General features: G+C 38.4%; 20 protein-coding genes. 11 read left to right on the forward strand and 9 right to left on the reverse strand.

What is annotated here, in order from left to right; genetic code table 11:
- Positions 1-67: 67 nt before the first annotated feature.
- Positions 68-1,288 (forward strand): Obg family GTPase CgtA, encoded by a 1,221-nt coding sequence (gene cgtA / locus AAV96_RS13460; protein ID WP_046739669.1) that lies wholly within the window; start codon positions 68-70, stop codon positions 1,286-1,288.
- A 15-nt stretch (positions 1,289-1,303) separates the two neighbouring features.
- Positions 1,304-2,437, forward strand: a complete 1,134-nt coding sequence (gene proB, locus AAV96_RS13465) for a glutamate 5-kinase (RefSeq protein ID WP_004663068.1) — start codon at positions 1,304-1,306, stop codon at positions 2,435-2,437.
- A 37-nt stretch (positions 2,438-2,474) separates the two neighbouring features.
- On the opposite strand, the gene AAV96_RS13470 is transcribed toward proB, so the two are convergent.
- Both AAV96_RS13470 and AAV96_RS13475 read right to left on the reverse strand, forming a co-directional pair.
- Entirely contained in the window at positions 2,475-3,149 is a 675-nt protein-coding gene (locus AAV96_RS13470; protein WP_046739670.1) for an HAD-IB family hydrolase, read from the reverse strand.
- Positions 3,116-4,324, reverse strand: a complete 1,209-nt coding sequence (locus tag AAV96_RS13475; RefSeq protein WP_004663064.1) for a DUF1615 domain-containing protein — start codon at positions 4,322-4,324, stop codon at positions 3,116-3,118. The genes AAV96_RS13470 and AAV96_RS13475 overlap by 34 nt, the downstream gene beginning before the upstream one ends.
- A gap of 82 nt (positions 4,325-4,406) precedes the next feature.
- On the opposite strand from AAV96_RS13475, the gene dusB reads away from it, so the two are divergent.
- Positions 4,407-5,432 (forward strand): tRNA dihydrouridine synthase DusB, encoded by a 1,026-nt coding sequence (gene dusB / locus AAV96_RS13480; RefSeq protein ID WP_046739671.1) that lies wholly within the window; start codon positions 4,407-4,409, stop codon positions 5,430-5,432.
- A gap of 59 nt (positions 5,433-5,491) precedes the next feature.
- Here the strand turns inward: dusB and oxyR are convergent, their stop codons facing one another.
- The 4 genes from oxyR to rubA all read right to left on the reverse strand — a co-directional run bounded on the left by oxyR (position 5,492) and on the right by rubA (position 8,859).
- Positions 5,492-6,397, reverse strand: coding sequence for a LysR family transcriptional regulator OxyR (gene oxyR / locus AAV96_RS13485; RefSeq protein ID WP_004663062.1), 906 nt, complete (start codon positions 6,395-6,397; stop codon positions 5,492-5,494).
- A gap of 6 nt (positions 6,398-6,403) precedes the next feature.
- Positions 6,404-7,348, reverse strand: coding sequence for an esterase EstB (estB, locus tag AAV96_RS13490; protein ID WP_046739706.1), 945 nt, complete (start codon positions 7,346-7,348; stop codon positions 6,404-6,406).
- 81 nt (positions 7,349-7,429) lie between these two features.
- Positions 7,430-8,611 carry a rubredoxin reductase RubB gene (gene rubB, locus AAV96_RS13495; RefSeq protein WP_046739672.1) on the reverse strand — a complete coding sequence of 394 codons (1,182 nt, stop codon included), beginning with the start codon at positions 8,609-8,611 and terminating at the stop codon, positions 7,430-7,432.
- A gap of 83 nt (positions 8,612-8,694) precedes the next feature.
- A complete protein-coding gene (gene rubA, locus AAV96_RS13500; protein WP_004663059.1) occupies positions 8,695-8,859 on the reverse strand; it encodes a rubredoxin RubA in 165 nt (54 codons plus the stop codon).
- Between the two features lie 349 nt (positions 8,860-9,208).
- Here rubA and AAV96_RS13505 point away from each other — a divergent pair, with 349 nt between their 5' ends.
- Positions 9,209-9,646: an SRPBCC family protein gene (locus AAV96_RS13505; protein WP_005217300.1), complete on the forward strand. Its 438-nt coding sequence runs from the start codon at positions 9,209-9,211 to the stop codon at positions 9,644-9,646.
- 162 nt (positions 9,647-9,808) lie between these two features.
- On the forward strand, positions 9,809-11,335 hold the full coding sequence (lysS, locus tag AAV96_RS13510) for a lysine--tRNA ligase (RefSeq protein ID WP_046739673.1): 1,527 nt from the start codon (positions 9,809-9,811) through the stop codon (positions 11,333-11,335).
- A 64-nt stretch (positions 11,336-11,399) separates the two neighbouring features.
- On the opposite strand, the gene AAV96_RS13515 is transcribed toward lysS, so the two are convergent.
- Entirely contained in the window at positions 11,400-11,897 is a 498-nt protein-coding gene (locus tag AAV96_RS13515; RefSeq protein ID WP_046739674.1) for a DUF2059 domain-containing protein, read from the reverse strand.
- A 168-nt stretch (positions 11,898-12,065) separates the two neighbouring features.
- Here AAV96_RS13515 and AAV96_RS13520 point away from each other — a divergent pair, with 168 nt between their 5' ends.
- The 5 genes from AAV96_RS13520 to AAV96_RS13540 all read left to right on the forward strand — a co-directional run bounded on the left by AAV96_RS13520 (position 12,066) and on the right by AAV96_RS13540 (position 17,470).
- Positions 12,066-13,511, forward strand: coding sequence for a capsule assembly Wzi family protein (locus tag AAV96_RS13520; protein ID WP_046739675.1), 1,446 nt, complete (start codon positions 12,066-12,068; stop codon positions 13,509-13,511).
- A 325-nt stretch (positions 13,512-13,836) separates the two neighbouring features.
- Positions 13,837-14,745, forward strand: a complete 909-nt coding sequence (gene cysD / locus AAV96_RS13525) for a sulfate adenylyltransferase subunit CysD (RefSeq protein ID WP_004663051.1) — start codon at positions 13,837-13,839, stop codon at positions 14,743-14,745.
- A gap of 83 nt (positions 14,746-14,828) precedes the next feature.
- The gene (cysN, locus tag AAV96_RS13530; protein WP_046739676.1) at positions 14,829-16,442 is read left to right on the forward strand and encodes a sulfate adenylyltransferase subunit CysN; all 1,614 of its coding nucleotides are present in this window, start codon (positions 14,829-14,831) and stop codon (positions 16,440-16,442) included.
- A gap of 198 nt (positions 16,443-16,640) precedes the next feature.
- Positions 16,641-17,156 (forward strand): hypothetical protein, encoded by a 516-nt coding sequence (locus AAV96_RS13535; RefSeq protein ID WP_046739677.1) that lies wholly within the window; start codon positions 16,641-16,643, stop codon positions 17,154-17,156.
- A gap of 50 nt (positions 17,157-17,206) precedes the next feature.
- Complete coding sequence (locus AAV96_RS13540; RefSeq protein ID WP_004663044.1) at positions 17,207-17,470, forward strand: ribosomal protein L7/L12; 264 nt, start codon at positions 17,207-17,209, stop codon at positions 17,468-17,470.
- Positions 17,471-17,504: 34 nt separating this feature from the next.
- On the opposite strand, the gene AAV96_RS13545 is transcribed toward AAV96_RS13540, so the two are convergent.
- Both AAV96_RS13545 and AAV96_RS13550 read right to left on the reverse strand, forming a co-directional pair.
- Complete coding sequence (locus tag AAV96_RS13545; RefSeq protein WP_046739678.1) at positions 17,505-18,833, reverse strand: hemolysin family protein; 1,329 nt, start codon at positions 18,831-18,833, stop codon at positions 17,505-17,507.
- Between the two features lie 145 nt (positions 18,834-18,978).
- Entirely contained in the window at positions 18,979-19,968 is a 990-nt protein-coding gene (locus AAV96_RS13550; RefSeq protein WP_004663040.1) for a LysR family transcriptional regulator, read from the reverse strand.
- 537 nt (positions 19,969-20,505) lie between these two features.
- Between AAV96_RS13550 and AAV96_RS13555 the strand changes: the two genes are divergently transcribed.
- Entirely contained in the window at positions 20,506-22,110 is a 1,605-nt protein-coding gene (locus AAV96_RS13555; RefSeq protein WP_005217288.1) for an isocitrate lyase, read from the forward strand.
- Positions 22,111-22,112: the final 2 nt, after the last annotated feature.

Consider the following 22,112-nt stretch of genomic DNA (forward strand, 5'->3'; position numbering starts at 1 on the left):
ATCTATTCGAGAAATTTATTAAAATGTGGCAAAATAGTCCGCTTTTAAGAATTTAGAGGATTGGCACATGCGCTTTGTTGATGAAGCAGTCATAACCGTAGAGGCTGGCGACGGTGGCAATGGCGTAGCCAGTTTTCGCCGTGAAAAATTTGTCCCTTTTGGTGGCCCAGATGGTGGAGACGGGGGACGTGGTGGAAGTGTTTATATCCAAGCCGATGATGACACAGGTACGCTCGTAGATTATCGTTATACGCGTCGATTCCGTGCTGAACGTGGTAAAAATGGTCGTGGTGCAAACTGTTCAGGCCGCGGTGGTGAAGACGTTGTTTTAAAAGTACCTGTGGGTACAACCATTGTTGATATTGAATCTGGTGACATTATTGGTGACTTAGTTGCCGATGGTCAACGTGTCAAAGTAGCCAATGGCGGTGATGGTGGTTTAGGTAACACACACTTTAAATCTTCAACGAATCGTTCTCCACGTAAATGCACTCATGGTATCAAAGGTGAATACCGCGAAGTACGTTTAGAGTTGAAAGTACTTGCAGATGTTGGCTTGTTGGGTATGCCAAATGCAGGTAAATCAACGTTTATTCGTGCAGTCAGTGCAGCAAAACCCAAAGTTGCGGATTATCCATTTACCACTATGATTCCTAACCTTGGTGTGGTTGATGCAGACCGTCATCGTTCATTCGTCATGGCCGATATTCCAGGTCTGATTGAAGGTGCAGCAGAAGGTGCAGGTCTTGGGATTCGCTTCCTTAAGCATTTGGCACGTACTCGTATCCTATTACATATTGTTGATGTTCAACCGATTGATGGTTCAGATCCAGCGCATAACGCCAAAGCAATTTTGGGTGAGTTAGTAAAATTCTCGCCAACTTTGGCAAAGCTCCCTGTGGTTCTTGTCTTGAACAAACTTGATCAACTTCCTGAAGAATCAAGAGAAGAGTGGTGTCAACATATTCTTGATGAATTGCAATGGGAAGGTCCTGTATTTAAAACTTCTGGTTTGATGTCGGAAGGGACGAAAGATGTTGTTTATTATTTGATGGATCAGATCGAGCAACAGCGTGAGCGTGAAGTTGAAGATCCTGAATATGCAGCAGAAATGAAAGCATTCCGTGAGCAGCTTGAAGCTGAGACACGTGAACAAACCATCGCAGCAAAAGAAGCTTATCGTGCTATGCGTAAGGCTCAGCGTGAAGCTGGCTTAGAAGACGATGAAGATGATTTTGATGACGATGAGGATGAAGGCGGCGTAGAAAGCATTTACGTTCGTGATTAGTGAACCGAGGAAAAAATGATAGAAGTGGTCGATGGGCAACGTCAGCTCAATGCGTGTAAACGAATCGTTGTTAAAATCGGATCATCTTTACTCACTGCAAATGGGCAAGGTTTAGATTTAAATGCAATTTCGCATTGGGCGAAACAAATTGCAGATCTACACAATGCTGGGCACGAAATTATTTTAGTGTCTTCAGGTGCAGTTGCAGAAGGGATGGTACGCATGAAACTTGCGAGTCGACCCACTGATTTACCCAGTTTGCAAGCTTGTGCTGCTATTGGCCAAATGGGTTTAATCCATACGTGGTCAAGCGTATTAGATCAACATGGGATTCAAACAGCACAAGTCTTACTCACGCATGATGATCTTGCTGATCGTCGTCGTTACCTCAACTCTTGTGATGCTTTGCAAAACTTGATTGATTGGCGTGTGATTCCTGTTATTAATGAAAATGATACAGTATCTACTGATGAGATTCGTTTTGGTGATAACGATACTCTAGCCGCAATGGTAGCAGGGCAGGTTCAGGCTGAGCTGTTGATTATTTTGACTGATCAGCAAGGTATGTTCGATTCTGATCCGCGTAGTAATCCAAATGCCAAGTTATTTTCTTCAGTTCGTGCATTAGACGATACTTTATTTGAAATGGCGGGTGGTGGTGGTGTTTTAGGTCGCGGTGGTATGGTGACTAAAGTTCGTGCAGCACGTCTTGCAGCGAAGTCTGGTTGTCCTACTTTAATTGCTAGTGGTGAAAGTGACCATGTGTTGGCTCGTTTAATGGCGGGTGAGATGCTTGGAACATTATTTACAACTGATAATGACCGTGTGACCGCTCATCAACAATGGCTTGCAGCTCATTTGCAAACAGCAGGTCGTTTAGTGATAGATGATGGCGCTGTTGAAGCGATTAAACTGAAGCATCGTAGTTTATTGCCTGTTGGTGTGAAAGCCATTGAAGGTCATTTTGATCGCGGTGATGTGGTTGAATGTGTTGATAAGAATGGTGCTCGTATTGCTGTTGGTCGTGTGAATTTTAGTTCTCGTTCAGCAGAAATGGTGAAGGGTTTACCTTCTGAGAAAGTCTACCAAGTTTTAGGTGAGGCACGTTCTTTAGAAATGATTCATCGAGACCACATGGCAATTTACTAAATACAAACATAAAAATAGCTCGCTTAGGCGAGCTTTTTTACGTTCGTTCTATATTGGGACTAACTCTTAGTGCATCAAATTTTAATTCTGGAAGTGATTTATTTTCTCCCATCATGTACGGGTGGTCAGCCAATGACAACATATCCAGATCTTCTTCGCTATTTCCATAAGCATAGATATATTGATAGTCCTCTAAATTGTATTGTTGCAAAATCCGTAATTTTTTCTGTTCACGGCTACAATCTTCAGAGCGATAACGACCCGTTAAAGTACCATTCTTAATTTCTGTTTGGGTGCAAATCAACTCAATATTAAGCAATTCACAGATTGGTGCTAAATATAAATCGACTGATGCAGAAACAAGAACAATATGATCACCACGCTGTTGATGGAGATAAAGCTGCTTCAGTAAAGCTGGATCTAATTGTTTTATCAATTTTTGTGCATATTCATCAACCAAATTTTCTACAAATGTGGCTGAGATACCTTCAAACATCGTTTGAAATAATCGAGGTCTCATCGCATGTGCAGGATATAAGCGTAAATAATAGGCTTGAATCCAAGGGAGTATCGTTAAGCCTTTTTTTACAATGTGACGCTTGGATAGGGTAAAGAAAATAAACCCCGTAAAACTATCTTTAGGATAGAGCGTGCCATCAAAGTCAAATAAAGCAAGATTTATAGTTTTATGCGTTTGGCTCTTTGCATGCATGTCTCATATCGTCCATTTACACGGCTTGCAAACCAGTTTGTATTGTAATCACGACTCAGTTTTGGTCCTGAAATAACGACTTGTGGCATGGTTGCATAAATTGGTTCTTTTTTGGTTTTGTTTTGATATAGCTTTTGTACAGCTAAATAAGTTTGAGTATCTTCAAATTTTTTCTCTTTCTCTTTTTTCAAATCATCACGAATTTGGCGTGGTGTCACTAAAATATTATTTTGAGCAAAAACAGCGATGAGCTCTTTTTCACTTTGGCTTTGGGTTGATTTCACATCGCCATCTTTATTGTAAAGTAATAGATCACCATCGAGACTGATTTCAGTCTTGGTAAGTGCATTTAACATGCTTTGAAACGCTGCATTTCGACTTGAGTAAACACCAGAATTGTAGTCTGCAAAGCGATAGATTGCTTTGTCATAATCAGCAGGATATTCCATTAATCGATGAATACCATAGTATAAACCCCCATATTGGGTATATAGATCATTACGCAATTCTGCAATACTACCACTTTGGCGTTTATGTTCTTTGGCGTAATTAATATGGACTTGCATTGAACCCAATGTCGTAATTGGATTCATTTTTTCCCCGATATCTTGCCCAACGAGTTTAGCTGCACCGGTTAATGCACTCACATGATAATGTTTTGACATGTAGTCGAAAATTTCACGGTAGAGTAAATCCAGCTCACGCTCCGTTTTAACTTTACGCATTTGACTCATGTAATTATTTTCTGGAGAAGGTTGATTTTTGAGTACGTCCTCAAAATAGCCTGCGACTGTTCCACCGATGGTTTCACCCAACTTTGCTTCAAATTTTTCTTTGAGTCGAGTATTAATTTCTTGTACTGCTTTTTCTCCAAGCCCTGGCACGGCTGGATCAGCAACAAAGTTAGATTCCTGATCTACAACAGCAACAATACTGCACACATTTTCCTTGGATTTAGGAATACTGAGTTGTTGCATGATATCAAAAATATCTTGCGCCCATGACTGACGATCATTTACACGAGGGGGAAGCACTTTCTTAATTTGTTCTGCTTCCATTTCTGGTTCTTTACCATTAGACCACCATGCTTTATCTCCACAAGCTGTTAAGCTAAGACATGCAGTGAGGATGCCCATAATTTTTAATAAAGGACGAGTAGGGAATGATTTATTCATAATCAGAACAACACCACATAAAAAGATGAGTCAAATGGGCGAATGAAGTATACTATGTTGCTCAGAATTTGTAAGAATATATATGTATATTGGTTCATATCAACTGTCAAATAATTTGATTGTTGCGCCTATGGCAGGCGTAACAGATAGACCCTTTCGGACACTATGTAAATATTTTGGTGCAGGTCATGCCGTAAGTGAAATGATGACGGCTGATAAAACCTTACGTATGAGTAAGAAAAGTTTATATCGGGCAAATTTTGATGGCGAGCTTGCGCCAATTTCAGCACAAATCGCGGGTTCTGACCCAGAGCAACTCGCGGAAGCTGCTCGTTACCAAGTCGCTAACGGCGCACAAATCGTTGATATCAATATGGGTTGTCCAGCCAAAAAGGTTTGTAACAAGTTGGCAGGTTCAGCATTATTACAAGATGAAGATTTAGTAGCTCGAATTCTGGATGCGGTGGTTGCGGCAGTGGATGTGCCAGTGACTTTAAAAACCCGATTGGGATTTTTAAATGGTCATGAAAATATTTTGCGTGTGGCAAAGCGTGCTGAAGAATCAGGAATTGCAGCTTTAGCCTTACATGGTCGTACGCGTGAAGATATGTATTTGAACACAGCACGTTATGAGCTGATTAAGCAGGTAAAAGAACTGATTGATATTCCATTGATTGCCAATGGTGACATTGATAGTCCTGAGAAAGCTAAATATGTACTAGACTATACTGGCGCAGACGCGATTATGATCGGACGTGCTGCACAAGGTCGACCATGGATATTTCGAGAAATAGAACATTACTTAAAAACAGGTAAACACTTGGCAGCGCCTGATATTGCTGAAGTCAAAGCTGTGCTATTAGGGCATTTATCAGAATTATATCAATTCTATGGCGAATATTCTGGCTGTCGTATTGCGCGCAAGCATATTGCTTGGTATACCAAAGGTTTACGTTCGAGTAATGAATTCCGCCAAAATATGTATAAAGTGGAAAATACTGCTGATCAGGCAAAAGTTGTAGAGGCATATTTTAATCAATTGCTTGATCTAGGGCAGCGTATGAGTGATGTGGAAGTTGAACAAGTCAATTTACTAGACATTAAATAGTGATGTTATTTTTATTCGTTTAAAAGCCTGTAATGATGAGTTTCATTACAGGCTTTCGATTATTCTAAATGTGCAGTGATTTTTTGCAGAATTTGAAAGATCACATCAAATTCACTTTGTAGAGGGGTACTTTTACGAGTCACTAAAGCCAATGTGCGACTCGGGGCGTCTTCAATTGATTTTACGGCAATTTCTTCATTGAAATGAATCATGCTGTTTTTCAAGGCAATTTCAGGTAGCAGAGTAAAGCCAAGATCTGACGACACCATTTCCACTAAAGTTGGAAGTGAGCTTGCCTTTAAACGATGATCATTTTTGCGCTCACCCACAGGACAGGCGCTTAAGGTGTGATCTCGTAAACAATGACCTTCTTCGAGTAGCATCAGACGAGATAAATCTAAGTCATCCAACGAGTTTGCATTTGCTGTATTATTGTCATCTTTATTATAAACAACGAATAAATTTTCTTTTGCAATTTCTGCAACTTTTAATCCACGAGTATCAAATGGAAGTGCTAGAACAATCATATCTAAATTGCCATGTTCTAGCTTTTCTACGATTTTCTCACTTTGAGCTTCGTGTAGATGAAGCTGAATCTTCGGCAGTTGTCGATGCACTTCATCAAGTAGTTGAGTCAAAATAAATGGTGCAATGGTAGGAATAATACCGAGATGTAAATCACCTGTTAATGGTTCACTCATTTCTCTACTTAGGCGCATTAAATCTTGTGCATCGGCAAGTAATACTCGTGCACGTGCAACGACTTGTTCGCCTAAAGGGGTTAAACGAACGTTTTGACGATCACGCTCAACTAGGACGCCACCTAAGAGGCGCTCTAGTTCCATGATACCACCCGACAAAGTAGACTGAGTGACAAATGACCGGCGCGCAGCTTCAGTAAAATGTAAGGTTTCTGACAACGTAACTAAATACGATAGCTGTCTTAATGAGGGTAATGCAGCCATAGAGTCCTAGTGTGATGATCTAAAGTGATGAGCAAACAAACCGCTAAGTTGTGGAATGAAGTGAGCAGGAATATCATGCCCCATTCCTTGAATTAATTCAAATTTAGCACCAGAAATCGCCTTTGCAACAGCTTTCCCGTGACTTGGTGGTAATAAGCGATCTTTTGAACCATGTACAACCAAAGTCGGTTGAGTAATATTTTTGTTCAATGGTAACAAAGAACCTGTACATAATATTGCTAAAAACTGTTGAAGTACACCCGCTGGGTAAAAACTACGGCGATATAGTTTACGAATGGTTTGAATTGCTTCAACTTGATTCACATAACCTGGTGATCCAATAATATGAAATACTTTCAAACTATGATTCACAATCGCATCTTCGTCATGTGCTTCAGGTTTACCTAATAAACTGAAAAGTTGTTTTGGAAACGGTGGTGGTAGGAAGGGTTGATTGTTACTGGTAAATAATAATCCTACTTTCTCAACTTTTTCTGGATATTTCGCTGCCACGATTTGGGAAATCATGCCACCCATTGAAGCGCCTATCAGATATGTTTTTTCAAGCCCCAATTGGTCGATTAACATCGAAACATCATCAGCCATATCATATAAAGTGTAAGGTGCACCTTCATTGCCAAGCCCGACGATGAAGCGACTCATGAGTTTCATTGTATTGAGGCGTTTTCTTTTTTCACGAATTTTTGAAGATAAACCAATATCACGATTATCGAAACGGATAACGCGAAAGCCTTGATCAATCAATGATTTACAAAAGAAATCAGGCCAAAACAGCATTTGAGCACCTAAACCCATAATCAAAAGAATTGTTGGGTGTTCTGGATTGCCGCCCATTTCAACATGCAGTTCAATACCATTACCTAAAGTGACTTTGGTTTCTTGCATAAATGGAGCATAAGGTGACACATTAAATTGTAAAGCACTGTTCATGGCATTCATTCCGAATTGAATTCTTTTTATAGAATTAGAGTCTGCTAGAAATTCCTTTCTCAACAGACTCTAATTTAAACCTTAAACTTGTGCTGGAATCAAGTCTGGAACAAGTTTGGTTAAAGTTAAACGTTGTTTGCTTGCAGTCGCACCTAAAAGTACAAAACCTCTCAATGTACCTTCACCATCTGCTGCTCTAGCAAGCATACCATCTTCAAACTCTTCAGTTTCCCAATTCACATCTACACCAATTGGTGCAGGTAATACAGTCAACGGTGCAGCAGGTGTTTTTACCGCAACAGGCATTGCAGGGTAGTGTACAGCAGTAATTTGACCGCTTAGTGTTTTTGCTAATGCACGTGCTTGTTGCATGATTGGCATGACATATGGCAGTAATGTTCCATTCACTTCTGCACAGTCTCCAACAGCGTAAATATCTGCTTGATTAGTCTCAAGTAAGGTATTGGTAATAATACCGCGACTTGTTTGAATATCTGCAGCTTTTGCTAAAGATATATTTGGCTGTAAACCAATCGCTGAAAGAACGATATCTGCGATTAAAGTCTGACCTGTTGCCAAAGTCACTTCGTAATCTTCACCATCATTGATTTTTGTTACTTTTTCAACAGTGGTCGACAATGCGAATTTAATACCCGCTTGTTCTAAGTTTATTTTAAATGCTTCAGCAACGTGATTTGGTAGCAAGCGACCAAGTGGTTGTGGTGCAAGATCAATTACTGTGACATCGTAGTTGCTATGTAATAAATCATTGGCAAATTCACAACCAATTAACCCAGCACCTAGAATCACAACGCGTTTATCTTTACGCTTTGCTAAATTTTCACGGAATGTACGGTAGTCGATCAAGGAATTCACGACATGAATATCATCACTACCATCACCAGCAATTGCTAAACGAATTGGGTTTGCACCCACTGCAAGGACCAGTTTTGAATAAGGTTGAGTGAAAATTTCACCATTTTTTTCTAAAGTGATTTCATGTTGTTCAGCATTAATTTCTTTCACCAAGGTTTCAGCTTCAATACGCATATTCAGTTGCGTTGCCATTTTAGCTGCATCACCTAGGGCAATTTGTTCAGGTGCTTTATTACCTGCAAATGCATTAGACAATGTTGGTTTTGCATAATTTACCGCATCATCTGCGCAGATCATAACGAGTTCTTGTTCTGGGCTTAGTTTGCGAAACTCACGTGCAACAGTATAGCCTGCCATGCCCGATCCGATGATGACGATAGGATGCATTATATTCTCCAGTATTTCTTTCAATAAAAACAAACGATAGGAAAAAAAAGACCATGATCATGATCACGGTCTTTTAGATCTATTTAGATTTCAATCATTTCAAAATCAGCTTTTGAAACGCCGCAATCTGGGCAAGTCCAATCATCAGGGATATCTTCCCATTTAGTACCTGCTGCAATGCCGTCTTGTGGCCAACCATCTGCTTCGTCGTAAATCCACCCACAAACGATACATTGATATTTTTTCATGTGACTCTCCAAACTGATAGGTATGCTCAAATTGCCTTTCAGTAAAACTATTCCATAATGTCGCTACGATCGCTGTAATACAACAAACTTGTGTTGATCAGGAGTTAGATTTTTACGCAGAACGCCATTTAAGTAAAGTAAATGCAAGAGTTTAATCATTTATGTAAAAAGTGGAATGGCAATTTGTTCTGAAAGTCTTGTTATTTGAGCAATTACTCTAATTTTTTATAGATCTGTATATCCCTATAGCATTTTAAAAACAGTAAAAGTATAAATATAAGATGGGTGAAAAATAACCATTTAAAATTAAAAGATCAAAAATAACACCAAAATTATGGAGAAAACAAAAATGCAGACTTTATCTTACGATATTGAAATTAAGGCTTCGAAGCAAAAAGTGTGGGAAATATTATGGCAAAAAGAAAGTTACCAAGCTTGGACACAGTTCTTTTCTTGTAGTTCAACGATGCAATCCGATTGGAAAGTAGGCGGTAAAACCTATTTCTATGATGCCAAAGGGGATGGCATGATTTCAATTATTGAGCGTTTGGATGAGCCGAATGTCATTATATTTAAGCATATTGGAATGATTCAAAATGGACATGAGGATACAGAAAGTGATGAAGTTAAAACATGGGCAGGTGCATTAGAAAAGTATATGTTGTTCGATTTAGATGACTGCACCCAAGTACATGTTGAGGTGGATATTCAACCCGAATACATTGAAATGATGAATCAAGGTTTTGAACGAGGATTGGCGATAGTTAAACAATTAGCTGAGCAATAGAAATCATTTTAAGTACATATTTATTGCAAGATAAAAGTATTATTTTCGCTTTGAAATTGATAAATCTTTGCTTTTTTCACGATTGTGTGACTGAAATGGTGCGAAAATGGGCTTTGATCTGCTATTCTATGCCACTTCAATTTTACTTAAATCGAGGCAGAGATGACGCAACAAAACGCTCAATCGACTTCTGAACAAACACTTTCCGAAAACGATTTAATCGCACAGCGTCATGCCAAGTTAAAGCAAATCCAAGAGACTGCCAAACAAAGCGGTAAGAGTCCTTGGCCGAATACCTTTAAACGTGAGCACTATACAGGTGACTTACAAGAACAATTTAAAGATCAAGATAAAGCACAAATCGAAGGTGCTGAAAAAGTTTATGTAAAAGTCGCGGGTCGTGTCATGTTGAACCGTGGGTCATTTATTGTGATCCAAGATATGACAGGTCGTATCCAACTTTATGTAGATCGTAAAGGTTTGTCAGCAGACGTTTTAGAAACGATTAAAAGCCTAGATCTTGGCGATATTATTGCCGCTGAAGGTTATATCGGACGTTCAGGCAAAGGTGACCTATATGTACACCTCGAAGGATTTGAACTATTAACCAAATCACTTCGCCCGCTTCCAGATAAATTCCATGGTTTAACGGACACAGAAGCGAAATATCGCAAACGTTATTTAGATTTGATCGTCAACGAAGAAACACGTAAGACTTTTGAAATTCGTGCCAAAGTGGTTGCAGGTATTCGTGCGTTCTTAACTAATGAGCGTTTCATGGAAGTTGAGACACCAATGATGCATGTGATCCCGGGTGGTGCATCTGCAAAACCATTTGTAACACATCATAATGCATTGGATATGGAACTCTATTTGCGTATTGCGCCAGAGTTGTATTTAAAACGCCTTGTGGTAGGTGGTTTTGAGCGTGTGTTTGAAATCAACCGTAACTTCCGTAATGAAGGGGTATCAACACGCCATAACCCTGAATTTACAATGATTGAGTTCTATCAAGCCTACGCTGATTATAAAGACTTGATGGCATTAACTGAGAATATGCTTGAAAAACTCGCAATTGATATTTTAGGTTCTACCGATGTGCCTTATGGTGATGAAGTGTATAGCTTCAAAGGTCCATTCAAAAAAATATCAATGTTTGACGCTATTCTTGAGCACAATCCAGACTTTACGCCTGAAAATGTAAATGATCGTGAGTTCTTGGCTAAATTTACTCAAGATGTGTTGAAAGAAAAAGTGAAGCCTGGTTTTGGTTTAGGTAAATTACAAACAATCGTGTTTGAAGAAACTGTAGAAACAAAATTACGCCAACCAACATTCATTACTGAATATCCTGCTGAAACCTCACCACTCGCTCGTCGTAATGATGATAATCCACATATTACAGATCGTTTTGAGTTCTTTATTGGTGGTCGTGAGTTAGCCAATGGTTTTTCTGAGTTAAATGATCCGATCGATCAAGCGGAACGTTTCCAAGCACAGGTTCAAGAAAAAGATGCTGGTGATGATGAAGCTATGCATTATGATGCAGACTTCATTGAAGCATTAGAATATGGTTTGCCACCTACAGCAGGTCAAGGGATTGGTATTGATCGTTTGGTTATGCTATTTGCTAATGCGCCAAGTATTCGTGATGTATTGTTATTCCCGCATATGCGCCGTAAAGATTAATTTTAAGCTGAATAAAAATAGCCACATCTAATTTGTGGCTATTTTTTTAACGGTAATTTATTTGTTATTTTGTTTGCAGTTCTTTTGCGAGTTTTTGAGCGGCTTGCATAATTTTAGGTGTTAACTCACCCATTTGTTGCTGACCAATTTTCAGACTTTTTTGCATTACAATAGGTAATTTATTAATTGTCGATTGACCAACAGGTGTTTTATAAAATTCAAGCATGCCGTTGATTTCTTCTTGGGTAAATTCTTCAACATAGAGTTGAATCATTTCAGGCTCTAATTTAGCCCAAGTAAAATCCTGTTTTACAATGTTTGCAATATCTTGATTAAAATTCTCAATGGCTTTCTTTTGTTTAGCATTGAGTTCTTGTCCTTGAGTGGCTTGTTCAATACTTGAAGCCATAATTTGGTGGACATATTGGCTTGATTGAGCGATTAACTGTTCAGATTTAGTGACTTTTAATAGCTCTTTTACCGACTCTTTTGATGCCTGTTGAGCAAAAGTAGGCATGGAAATCAATGTGCCGATTATAAGGCTTAGAATAAACTTTCTCATTATCTAGTTTCAAAGTTGCTATAGAAAGTCTAGATGGTACTCAGCCATCTCTTTTATTGTCAATTTCTTATTATATGTTAATAAGTGTAATTGTTTGGTTTGATGATTGAAAAAAAAGCATAAAAAAACGATGATGTGCTAATGAATAAATTTGAGAACAGTTAGGGTATGTTTGTAAAAAAATCGCTTTATATCGCATTATTTTCGGCTATTTCAGCTACTACTTTTGCACAAGGGCTTGTATTGAATGATGTAAACTTACGCACTGACTTAAATTGGTTAAATCAGCAAGGTGTTATCCAAATCAGTACTTCAACTTGGCCGTTGAGTGGTGATGAAATTCAACGAGCTTTGTCGCAAGCAAAAGTGGCAAATAATACACAGCAAAAAGTCATCAATTCTGTAAAGAATGCACTTCAAGCCGATAATGAAACCGTAAAAGTTGGTTTGCATGCGGCTACTGATTTAAAAACTATTCCTCAAACATTTGGCGAGAATCAAAAATCACAATATCAAGCAGCCGTTGAATTTAACACGGGTGGGGAAAGCTGGGATGCAAAACTACGTGTTAATGGAGAGAAATATCCTTTAATTGATAATGGTCATGATGCCAATGTTGAAGGTTCATATATTGCAGGAAAGCTTTGGAATCAATGGTTAATTGCTGGTCAAATCCCTACTTATTGGGGGCCTGGACATGATGGAAGTTTGATTCGTGGTGATGCTAGTCGTCCTGTTTATGGGGTGACTGTTCAAAGAGTAAATCAAAATGCATTTGAATCAAAATGGTTATCATGGATTGGACCTTGGCAATATCAGGCTTTTGCAGGCCAGTTAGATGATTACAAAGCTGTACCTGATGCTAAATTAATTGGTTTACGTTTAACAGCTCGTCCATTTCCAGCATTAGAAATTGGTGCTTCACGTGCCATTCAATGGGGAGGAGATGGTCGACCTGAAACTTTAAGTTCACTTTGGGATGCCATTACAGGAACAAAAGACAATGGCGGTACTGGTAAAGAAGATCCTTCTAATCAGATTGCAGGATTTGATGGTCGGTTATTTTTACAATCTTTATTGAACGTTCCAGTCAGTTTGTATGGTCAGTTTATTGGTGAAGATGAAGCTGGTGGATTACCTGCAAAATATATGTACCTTGGTGGTGCAGATTTTTCTTCAATTTATAAAGATATGCCATATCAATTATATGCAGAATGGGCTGACACGCGTACCAATGGCGAAGTAAGACGTATTTCTTATGCCCATACTATTTATAAAGACGGCTATTACCAGCACGGTTTCCCATTAGGACATGCAATTGGTGGTGATGGGCAAACCTATTCTGTTGGTGGTGATATTCGTTTTGATGTGATGAATCGTCTAAGTGGACGTGTACTTTATGCAAAAGTGAATGAATCTAACTTGTTAATTAATGAGGCTTTCCCAAAACAAGACACCTTAAAAGGTTTAGATTTAACATGGACACATTATTTAAAGCCAACGATTCCATTAAAAATTAATGGTTGGGTGAGTGACTCGGATCTCAATGGTAATGATGGTGGTATTTCTGTTGGCGTTGAGATTCCATTAGAAAAAAATATGTTCCGTTTCTAATATTAAATAAATAGATAAGAAGCCGAATTCGGCTTCTTTTTTGTTTAATTTAATTTCATGTTATTTTTAACAGTTCTTCTTCTCTTTTCGAGCTATGCATATCACAATTTTGCATATTGATATGAAAAAACAAGCTAAAGAAGCCGTTCTAAATTATTATAATGGATAAACTTTACTAGATTGCTCATTTGTCCACTAGTAAGAATATCGATATCACGAAAAATTGGAGTTGTTATGATACTCGTTCCTCCACACAGTCTTCCAAGTGGTGGTTTAATACCACTTATAGATTTTATGGGTAACATTGATAAGGGGGGATATGTACATGACTGAAAATAGATTAACTCACCTCAAGCAACTTGAGGCAGAAAGTATTCATATTATTCGTGAAGTTGCAGCTGAATTTGAAAATCCAGTGATGCTTTATTCAATTGGTAAAGATTCGGCAGTCATGCTACATCTTGCTTTGAAGGCATTTTATCCTGCTAAGCTTCCTTTTCCACTCCTGCATGTAGATACAGGTTGGAAGTTTAAAGACATGATCACATTCCGTGACAACATGGCAAAAACCCATGGCTTTGATTTGATCGTACATCAGAACAAAGAAGGTCGTGATGCAGGCATTAACCCGTTTGATCATGGTAGTTCAAAATATACCGACATCATGAAAACTCAGGGTTTAAAACAAGCATTAGATAAATATCAGTTTGATGCTGCGTTTGGTGGTGCACGTCGTGATGAAGAAAAATCACGTGCGAAAGAACGTGTTTATTCATTCCGTGATACGAAGCATCGCTGGGATCCAAAAAACCAACGTCCAGAACTTTGGAATCTTTACAACGGTAAAGTCAACAAAGGTGAAAGTATTCGTGTTTTCCCTCTGTCTAACTGGACTGAGTTAGATATTTGGCAATATATTTACTTAGAAAATATTCAACTTGTTCCTCTTTATTTCTCGGCTGTACGCCCAGTTGTAGAGCGTAGCGGTACGTTAATCATGGTTGATGATGAGCGTATGCGTTTAAAGGAAGGTGAAGTTCCTCAAATGAAATCGGTACGTTTCCGTACACTTGGTTGTTACCCATTAACTGGTGCAGTTGAGTCTGAGGCGGATACATTGCCTGAAATTATCCAAGAAATGCTTTTGGCTACTAGCTCAGAGCGTCAGGGTCGTATGATTGACCATGATGAAGCTGGCTCAATGGAAAAGAAAAAGCAGGAAGGTTATTTCTAATTTCCTTGAGCAAATCCCTCTTTTAAAAGAGGGATTTAGGGAAATTACAAAATTCGATTTCAAATTTTGTGGAGTTTTGAGCAATGTCTCATCAATCAGATCTTATTAGCCAAGATATTTTGGCATATTTAAAACAGCACGAAAATAAAGACCTTTTGCGCTTCTTGACTTGCGGTAACGTCGATGATGGTAAGTCAACGCTAATTGGTCGGTTACTTTATGATTCAAAGTTGATCTATGAAGATCAATTGCAAGCAGTAACGCGTGATAGTAAAAAAGTAGGTACAACAGGAGATGCTCCTGACCTCGCCTTACTAGTTGATGGTTTACAAGCTGAACGTGAACAGGGGATTACGATTGATGTAGCCTATCGTTATTTCTCTACAGAAAAACGTAAGTTCATCATTGCTGATACGCCAGGACATGAGCAATATACGCGTAACATGGCAACAGGTGCTTCAACGGCTGATCTTGCAATTATTTTGATTGATGCGCGTTATGGTGTGCAAACGCAAACTCGCCGTCATACTTTTATTGCAAGTTTACTTGGTATTAAAAATATCGTTGTTGCGATCAATAAAATGGACTTGGTTGAGTTCTCTGAATCTCGTTTCAACGAAATTCAAGTTGAATATGATGCATTCTTAAGCCAGCTTGGTGAGCGCCGTCCAGAGAATATTTTGTTTGTACCGATCTCGGCACTAAATGGCGATAACGTTGTTAATCAATCTGCAAGTACGCCTTGGTACAAGGGTCAAACCTTGATGAGCATTCTTGAGTCAGTGGAAATCAAGCGTGATTCGAACAAAAAAGAATTTCGTTTCCCTGTTCAGTATGTGAATCGTCCAAATCTTGATTTCCGTGGTTTTGCAGGTACGATTGCACTTGGTGAAATTAACGTTGGCGATGAAATCGTTGCTTTACCTTCAGGTAAAAAATCAACGGTTAAAGAAATTGTCACTTTTGACGGGAATCTTGAACAAGCAATTGCAGGTCAAGCGGTTACTTTAACGTTAAATGATGAAATTGATATTTCACGTGGTAATGTTTTAGTTCGTGCAGGTGAACAACCGCTTATTTCGCGTAGTGTTCGTGCATCTGTCGTATGGATGAATGAACATCCATTAGTGAAAGGTAAGCTGTATAACCTTAAAATTGGTACGCAAACTGTTCCTGCAAAAGTCAGTGCAATTAATTATCGTGTCAATGTAAATACACTTGAACATACTCAAGTTGAAGAGCTTGAGTTAAATGCAATTGCAGATCTTGTAATTGAGTTTGATGCTCCAGTGTTATTTGACCAATATCAAGACAGCCGTTATACAGGTTCATTGATCTTTATTGACCGCTTAAGCAACGTTACCGTTGGTGCGGGGATGATTGAAGCAGCAGTAGAATGGACTGCGCATAGCAATCCTGTGACAGCAGAAGATCGTGCTGCTCGCTTAGGTCAGAAACCTGCTGTGATTGGTGTTTCTGCACAGTTAATCGAGAATGCACAAGCTTTAGAAAGCTTATTGATTCAGCAAGGTGTGGTTGCGATTGCAAAAGTTGGTTTAACGACTGAGCAAACTGCTTTATTACGTGAAACAGGTGTAGTGGTTATTACAACAACTGTTGATGGTACAGATACCGATATTAATGCTGAAACGGTTGAGGAAGCAGCTGAAAAAATCGTGGAGTTAGTTCGTCTTTAATAGATTAGACTGACTTCTAAAAGCCTGCTTATGCAGGCTTTTTTATTTTATAAATTCGAGATTTATATGTTTTAAGGTTCTTGATCCTTCGATTTAATTTCAAATAGTGATAAATATATCGAGCTGATATTTTTTTATTCTGTTTTGAAATGTCTTTTATGAGACAATAGTTCTTTGAATTATTGTCTAAGGACTCCCATGACTGAGCAAACTCCTGAATATTTAAGCGATATCGAAATTTTAGACATTTTACAGTCTATGAAAAAAGATAAGCTTGATGCAGAAGCGAACGAAATCATCCGTAATGGGGGGAAGGCCGGGCGTCAAGAAGCCCACAAGCAAGCTTTGGTTGTACTGAATACAAGTTTTGAAGATAAGTTTGTAGAAGCAGTAACACTTGCATTAGGTTTAAATTCTGGACAAGCTAAAAAAATTCGTTATAAGAAAGATCGTATTCGTATTTTGAAAGTGCGAGGTATTGATTATCTTGCGATTGATGGGGCTGAAACAGCTCAAGTTCTGTCTCAGGTTGCTCAAGCAATTGTGCGTGAAGATTCAATAGTAACTCATGATCTGCATAACATCTTCCCATTTTGGAAAGAAGGATGGCCAATGGTTCAGTTCGATAATGCGTATAAAATCCTATCAGAAGACATAGCAATTCATTATCAAGCTACATTAGATCAATTAATTTCACTATATGGTGGAAATTAAATTTTCTATAAATCAAATAAATTATTATAAATAACAAGGATGTTAAATTTATGAGTTTGAATATAGAGATGCCACGTGAGGCTCTAGACGCTTTAAGAGCAGGTCAGTTGATAGATGCAATCAAAATTACTCGTGAGAAAACAGGTCTTGGGTTGAAAGAATCCAAAGACTTGGTCGAACGATATTTAAAAGAGCATCCACAAGAGCAAGCGCTAATTCAGGAACAGTTAGCCCAACGCAGTCGTGGCGGAATCCAAATCTTTATTTTGATTTTCATCATATTGGTGATTCTAGTTTGGTTTTTGACCAGATAAATTAAGCCCTTAAAAGGGCTTAATTTTTTATGAGTTATTCAGTTGTTGTTGACGGCAGTTCATTTTCTAAGCTGGGAATAATTTGAGTGACTAGTAATTGATCGATTTTATAATGGTCAATATCAACTACTTCAAACTTAAAACCCGCATATTCTACTGCATCAGCTGGACGTGGAATTTTGCGTAAACGATACATGATGAAACCAGCAATCGTTTCATAATTTTCATTTTCAGGAAATTCTTCAATTTCCAATACATGTTTCACATCTTCAATTGGGGTGCTACCATCAATCAGCCATGAGTGGTTATCACGCTTAATAATTTGTTGATCTTCTTCCATTGGTGTTACCCAATCACCCATCACAGTAATCATGATGTCGCTGAGAGTAATTACACCAACCACCAAGGCATATTCATTAATAACGACCGCAAATTTTTCTTTGGTTGAACGGAAGCGATCTAATAATTCTGAAAGTGTTAATGTATCTGGAATAATAAGAACAGTACGGATTGTTGATTCATTAAGCTGAAGGAGAGATTGATTGTTTAAGATACGGACCAAAATGTCTTTGGTATCAACATAACCAATGACTTGGTCAATTTGTTCATTACAAACTAAAAACTTGGAGTAAGGATATTCGGCTAATTTCTGGCGAATACTGTTCTCATTTTCTTTTAAAGTGAAATAAACCACATTTTCACGTGTGGTCATACTTGATGGTACTGTGCGTTCTTCGAGTTCAAAAACATTTTCAATGAAATGGTGTTCTTGTTTTTGTAATACACCAGCTTGTGCTCCCGCATCCATAACCGCAGAAATATCATCAAACGTAATATTGTCATCACGAATGGTATTTACTTTAAATAATCGGAACAACAAGTTTGCAATTGCATTGATTCCCCAAGCTAGAGGCTTACAAATTTTGATAAAAACTTGAATAGGCTCAATAACGCTAATGGAAATTTTTTCTGGAGCGATCATTGCCAAACGTTTTGGCATTAGATCCGCGAACAAAATAAAAAGGGAGGTTACTAAAGTGAAAGATAAAGCAAAACCAATCGTTTCTAGCCAAGGCCCCACATAAAACTGTTTAAGCATTTCTACAAAAAATGGGCGAAAAGCTGCTTCACCTAAAATACCGCCTAAGATAGCAACAGCATTTAAACCGATTTGAGAAGCTGCAAAAAAGTCCGCAGATTGTTCCTGTAAATCTAAAACTTTTTGTGCTCGAATTTCACCAGATTCAGCCAAAATTTTTAATTTAACTTTTCGTGCGCCAGCAAGTGCAATTTCAGTGAGCGAGAGAAAACCTGCAGCAGTAATGAGCAGAATAATGATAATAATATTTTGGAAGAGACTCACACATCACCTGTGGTTCATCGTTTATTATGAATATGTTGTAACATAAAAAAAGAAGAGAGGTAATTGGGTATTACCTCAGTATAACAATTTTGCTTATGAAACAAGCATATCCGTAGAGGAAATCATATTGTTACAAAGCAATATTTTAGTATTGTGAAAATTGTGAATTATTTAAAAGAAACTCACGATTTTCTTCTTCAATCATTTGGCGTGCTACAAAGAGGATAAGTTGTCTTAACCAACGATGTGCTGGATGATGGTGTAGCAATGGACACCAAGCCATTTTAAGCTCAAATTCTGGAATGTAAAAAGGAGGGTCTTTAATAAGAAGACGAGGATTTTGTGCTTGCAAACGTGCCATACGTGTTGGCAATGTTGCAATCAGATCAACATTTTGTGCTAAAAGTGCAGGCATTTGATAGTGGCGAGTAAAAACTGAAATCTTACGACGTTGACCAATTCGTTCCAAAGCTTGGTCAATCCAACCAAGTCCTGCTTGTTTATCTGGATTTACACCAAAGCCAACGCCCATACCTGTTTTAGAAACCCAAATATGTTGAGCATCTAAATAGCTTTTAAGGTTGAGATGGGTTACGGCAGGGTGTTTATCATTTAAAATACAGCTAAAACTATCGCGCCATACCAAAACTTGATGGAAGCTTTGTGGGATTTCATTGAAGCGGTTAATGGCTAGATCAACTTTGCCTTGCTCCATATCTCGATAAGAGACATCACTTGGAGTTAAGAAGTCCAGTACAACATTTGGCGCTTCAGAGCGAAGTGCTTTTACAAGACGCGGTACAAGCGTTGCTTCAGCATAATCGGAAGTCATTATGCGAAAAACGCGCGTACTGGTATAAGGTCTAAATTCGGTGCGTGGTTCGAGAATCATCGACAAATCTGATAATGCATCACGAATACGTGGTTGTAATTCGAGTGCACGCTCAGTTGGTGTCATTCCTTCAGAAGAACGAATGAGCAGAGGGTCGTTAAATAAATTACGTAAGCGACGTAAAATATTACTCATTGCGGGCTGAGTGACACCCAGTTGTTCTGCAGCACGTGTGACATTTTTTTCACGAAGAAGTACATCAAGATAAATTAATAAATTGAGATCAACCCGCTCCAGATTCATAAAAAAAATACCGAAAATAAAATTTTTGAATTGTGATGAATTATGACATAACTAAAGCCGTTTGTGTAACTTAAAACGAGATAAAAGGTATAGCAAATAGTTGAATGGTTTGCTCTTATTAAATTTGAATAAGCTTGTAACAGATTCATTATCATCGGGAAATGATATTCAATATATAAAAAAACACTATAGCCATTTCTGCATTTTGTCGCTTTATTCATTCATATGTTTTGGTATTGGATAGTTGTTTTAAATGTATAGAAATAATACGAGTTAGATTGTTTAATGAATAATTTATGATGAATTTTATTTTTAAAAATATTTATATATCAAAGTCTTGGTTTGTTATTTTGAATATTCTATATCGTTTTATCTGTATATTTCATAAATAAATACTGAAAATTAACCAAGAATATTGGATTAATCTGTTTGCACAGACTAAGCTGTGCAACATGTTGATGAAGTGCTTAAAATCTAGACTATAAAAGCATGGTTTTTTGCGATCATTCGATGCCAATCCCTCTAAAGGAATATATCATGTCTACATATTTAACAGCGATTGATGCAATCCGCGAATTAAAAGCAAAATTCGGCGACACTTGGCGCGATATTAGCCCAGAAGATGCTGCTCGTATGCAAATGCAAAACCGTTTCAAAACTGGTTTAGATATTGCTAAATATACAGCTGCGATTATGCGTCGTGATATGGCTGCTTATGATGCTGACTCTAGCAAATATACTCAATCATTAGGTTGCTGGCACGGTTTCATCGCTCAACAAAAAATGATTGCGAACAAAAAATACTTCGGTACTACTGAACGTCGCTATATCTACCTTTCTGGTTGGATGGTTGCTGCACTTCGTTCAGAATTTGGTCCACTTCCTGACCAATCTATGCACGAAAAAACTTCTGTTCCTGCATTAATCGAAGAAATCTATACTTTCTTACGTCAAGCTGACGCGAAAGAATTAAACGATTTATTCCGCGCTCTTAAAAAAGCTCAAGAAGCTGGTGACACTGCTAAAGCTGCTGAAATCACTGCTCAAATCGATGGTTTCCAAACTCACGTTGTGCCAATTATTGCTGACATCGACGCTGGTTTCGGTAACGAAGAAGCGACTTACTTACTTGCTAAGAAAATGATCGAAGCTGGTGCTTGTGCGCTTCAAATCGAAAACCAAGTATCTGATGCGAAACAATGTGGTCACCAAGCTGGTAAAGTAACTGTTCCGCACGAAGACTTCATCGCTAAAATCCATGCATTACGTTATGCATTCTTAGAAATGGGTCTTGATGATGGTATCATCGTTGCGCGTACTGACTCTGAAGGCGCTGACTTGACTCAAAAAATCCCAGTGGTTAAAGAGCCAGGCGACATCGCTTCTCAATACATCAGCTACTTAGAAACAACTGAAATTGACATTGCTGATGCTCAAGAAGATGAAATCTTGATCAAACGTAATGGTAAATTACACCGTCCTAAGCGTTTAGCTTCTGGTTTATATCAGTTCCGTGCTGACACTCAAATTGACCGTGTTGTACTTGACTGTGTATCTAGCCTTCAAAATGGTGCTGACCTTCTTTGGATCGAAACTGCGACTCCAAACGTTGAAGAAATCGCTCACATGGTTAACCGTGTACGTGAAACAGTTCCAAATGCTAAGCTTGTTTATAACAATAGCCCATCATTCAACTGGACATTAAACTTCCGTCAACAAGCTTACGATCGTTGGGTTGCTGAAGGTAAAGACGTTTCTGCTTACGACCGTGCTAAATTAATGAGCGCTGAGTACGATGCTACTGAATTAGCTGCTGATGCAGACGCTAAGATCCGTACATTCCAAGCAGATGCTGCTCGTGAAGCTGGTGTGTTCCATCACTTGATCACACTTCCGACTTACCACACTGCTGCTCTTTCTACTCATGAGCTTGCACAAGGTTACTTCGGTTCTGAAGGTATGTTGGCTTATGTTGCTGGCGTACAACGTAAAGAAATCCGTGGTGGTATTGCTTGTGTTAAACACCAAGCAATGGCTGGTTCGGACATCGGTGATGATCACAAAGAAATCTTCTCTGGTGACAACGCTCTTAAAGCGCACGATGATGCTAAAAACACAATGAACCAATTCGCTGCTCACTAAGC

This window comes from Acinetobacter sp. AG1 (genome assembly GCF_001005525.1).
In the GTDB taxonomy this organism is placed as follows: domain Bacteria; phylum Pseudomonadota; class Gammaproteobacteria; order Pseudomonadales; family Moraxellaceae; genus Acinetobacter; species Acinetobacter modestus.

Bases quoted from the DNA above. Each gene is read 5' to 3' on its own strand.
- proB (WP_004663068.1), top strand. From the start codon at position 1,304: ATGATAGAAGTGGTCGATGGGCAACGTCAGCTCAATGCGTGTAAACGA.
- AAV96_RS13475 (WP_004663064.1), bottom strand. From the start codon at position 4,324: ATGAATAAATCATTCCCTACTCGTCCTTTATTAAAAATTATGGGCATC.
- cysD (WP_004663051.1), top strand. From the start codon at position 13,837: ATGACTGAAAATAGATTAACTCACCTCAAGCAACTTGAGGCAGAAAGT.
- AAV96_RS13505 (WP_005217300.1), top strand. From the start codon at position 9,209: ATGCAGACTTTATCTTACGATATTGAAATTAAGGCTTCGAAGCAAAAA.
- AAV96_RS13470 (WP_046739670.1), bottom strand. From the start codon at position 3,149: ATGCATGCAAAGAGCCAAACGCATAAAACTATAAATCTTGCTTTATTT.
- AAV96_RS13535 (WP_046739677.1), top strand. From the start codon at position 16,641: ATGACTGAGCAAACTCCTGAATATTTAAGCGATATCGAAATTTTAGAC.
- estB (WP_046739706.1), bottom strand. From the start codon at position 7,348: ATGAACAGTGCTTTACAATTTAATGTGTCACCTTATGCTCCATTTATG.
- cysN (WP_046739676.1), top strand. From the start codon at position 14,829: ATGTCTCATCAATCAGATCTTATTAGCCAAGATATTTTGGCATATTTA.
- AAV96_RS13550 (WP_004663040.1), bottom strand. From the start codon at position 19,968: ATGAATCTGGAGCGGGTTGATCTCAATTTATTAATTTATCTTGATGTA.
- rubB (WP_046739672.1), bottom strand. From the start codon at position 8,611: ATGCATCCTATCGTCATCATCGGATCGGGCATGGCAGGCTATACTGTT.
- lysS (WP_046739673.1), top strand. From the start codon at position 9,809: ATGACGCAACAAAACGCTCAATCGACTTCTGAACAAACACTTTCCGAA.
- oxyR (WP_004663062.1), bottom strand. From the start codon at position 6,397: ATGGCTGCATTACCCTCATTAAGACAGCTATCGTATTTAGTTACGTTG.
- dusB (WP_046739671.1), top strand. From the start codon at position 4,407: ATGTATATTGGTTCATATCAACTGTCAAATAATTTGATTGTTGCGCCT.
- AAV96_RS13515 (WP_046739674.1), bottom strand. From the start codon at position 11,897: ATGAGAAAGTTTATTCTAAGCCTTATAATCGGCACATTGATTTCCATG.
- AAV96_RS13555 (WP_005217288.1), top strand. From the start codon at position 20,506: ATGTCTACATATTTAACAGCGATTGATGCAATCCGCGAATTAAAAGCA.
- rubA (WP_004663059.1), bottom strand. From the start codon at position 8,859: ATGAAAAAATATCAATGTATCGTTTGTGGGTGGATTTACGACGAAGCA.
- AAV96_RS13540 (WP_004663044.1), top strand. From the start codon at position 17,207: ATGAGTTTGAATATAGAGATGCCACGTGAGGCTCTAGACGCTTTAAGA.
- cgtA (WP_046739669.1), top strand. From the start codon at position 68: ATGCGCTTTGTTGATGAAGCAGTCATAACCGTAGAGGCTGGCGACGGT.
- AAV96_RS13520 (WP_046739675.1), top strand. From the start codon at position 12,066: ATGTTTGTAAAAAAATCGCTTTATATCGCATTATTTTCGGCTATTTCA.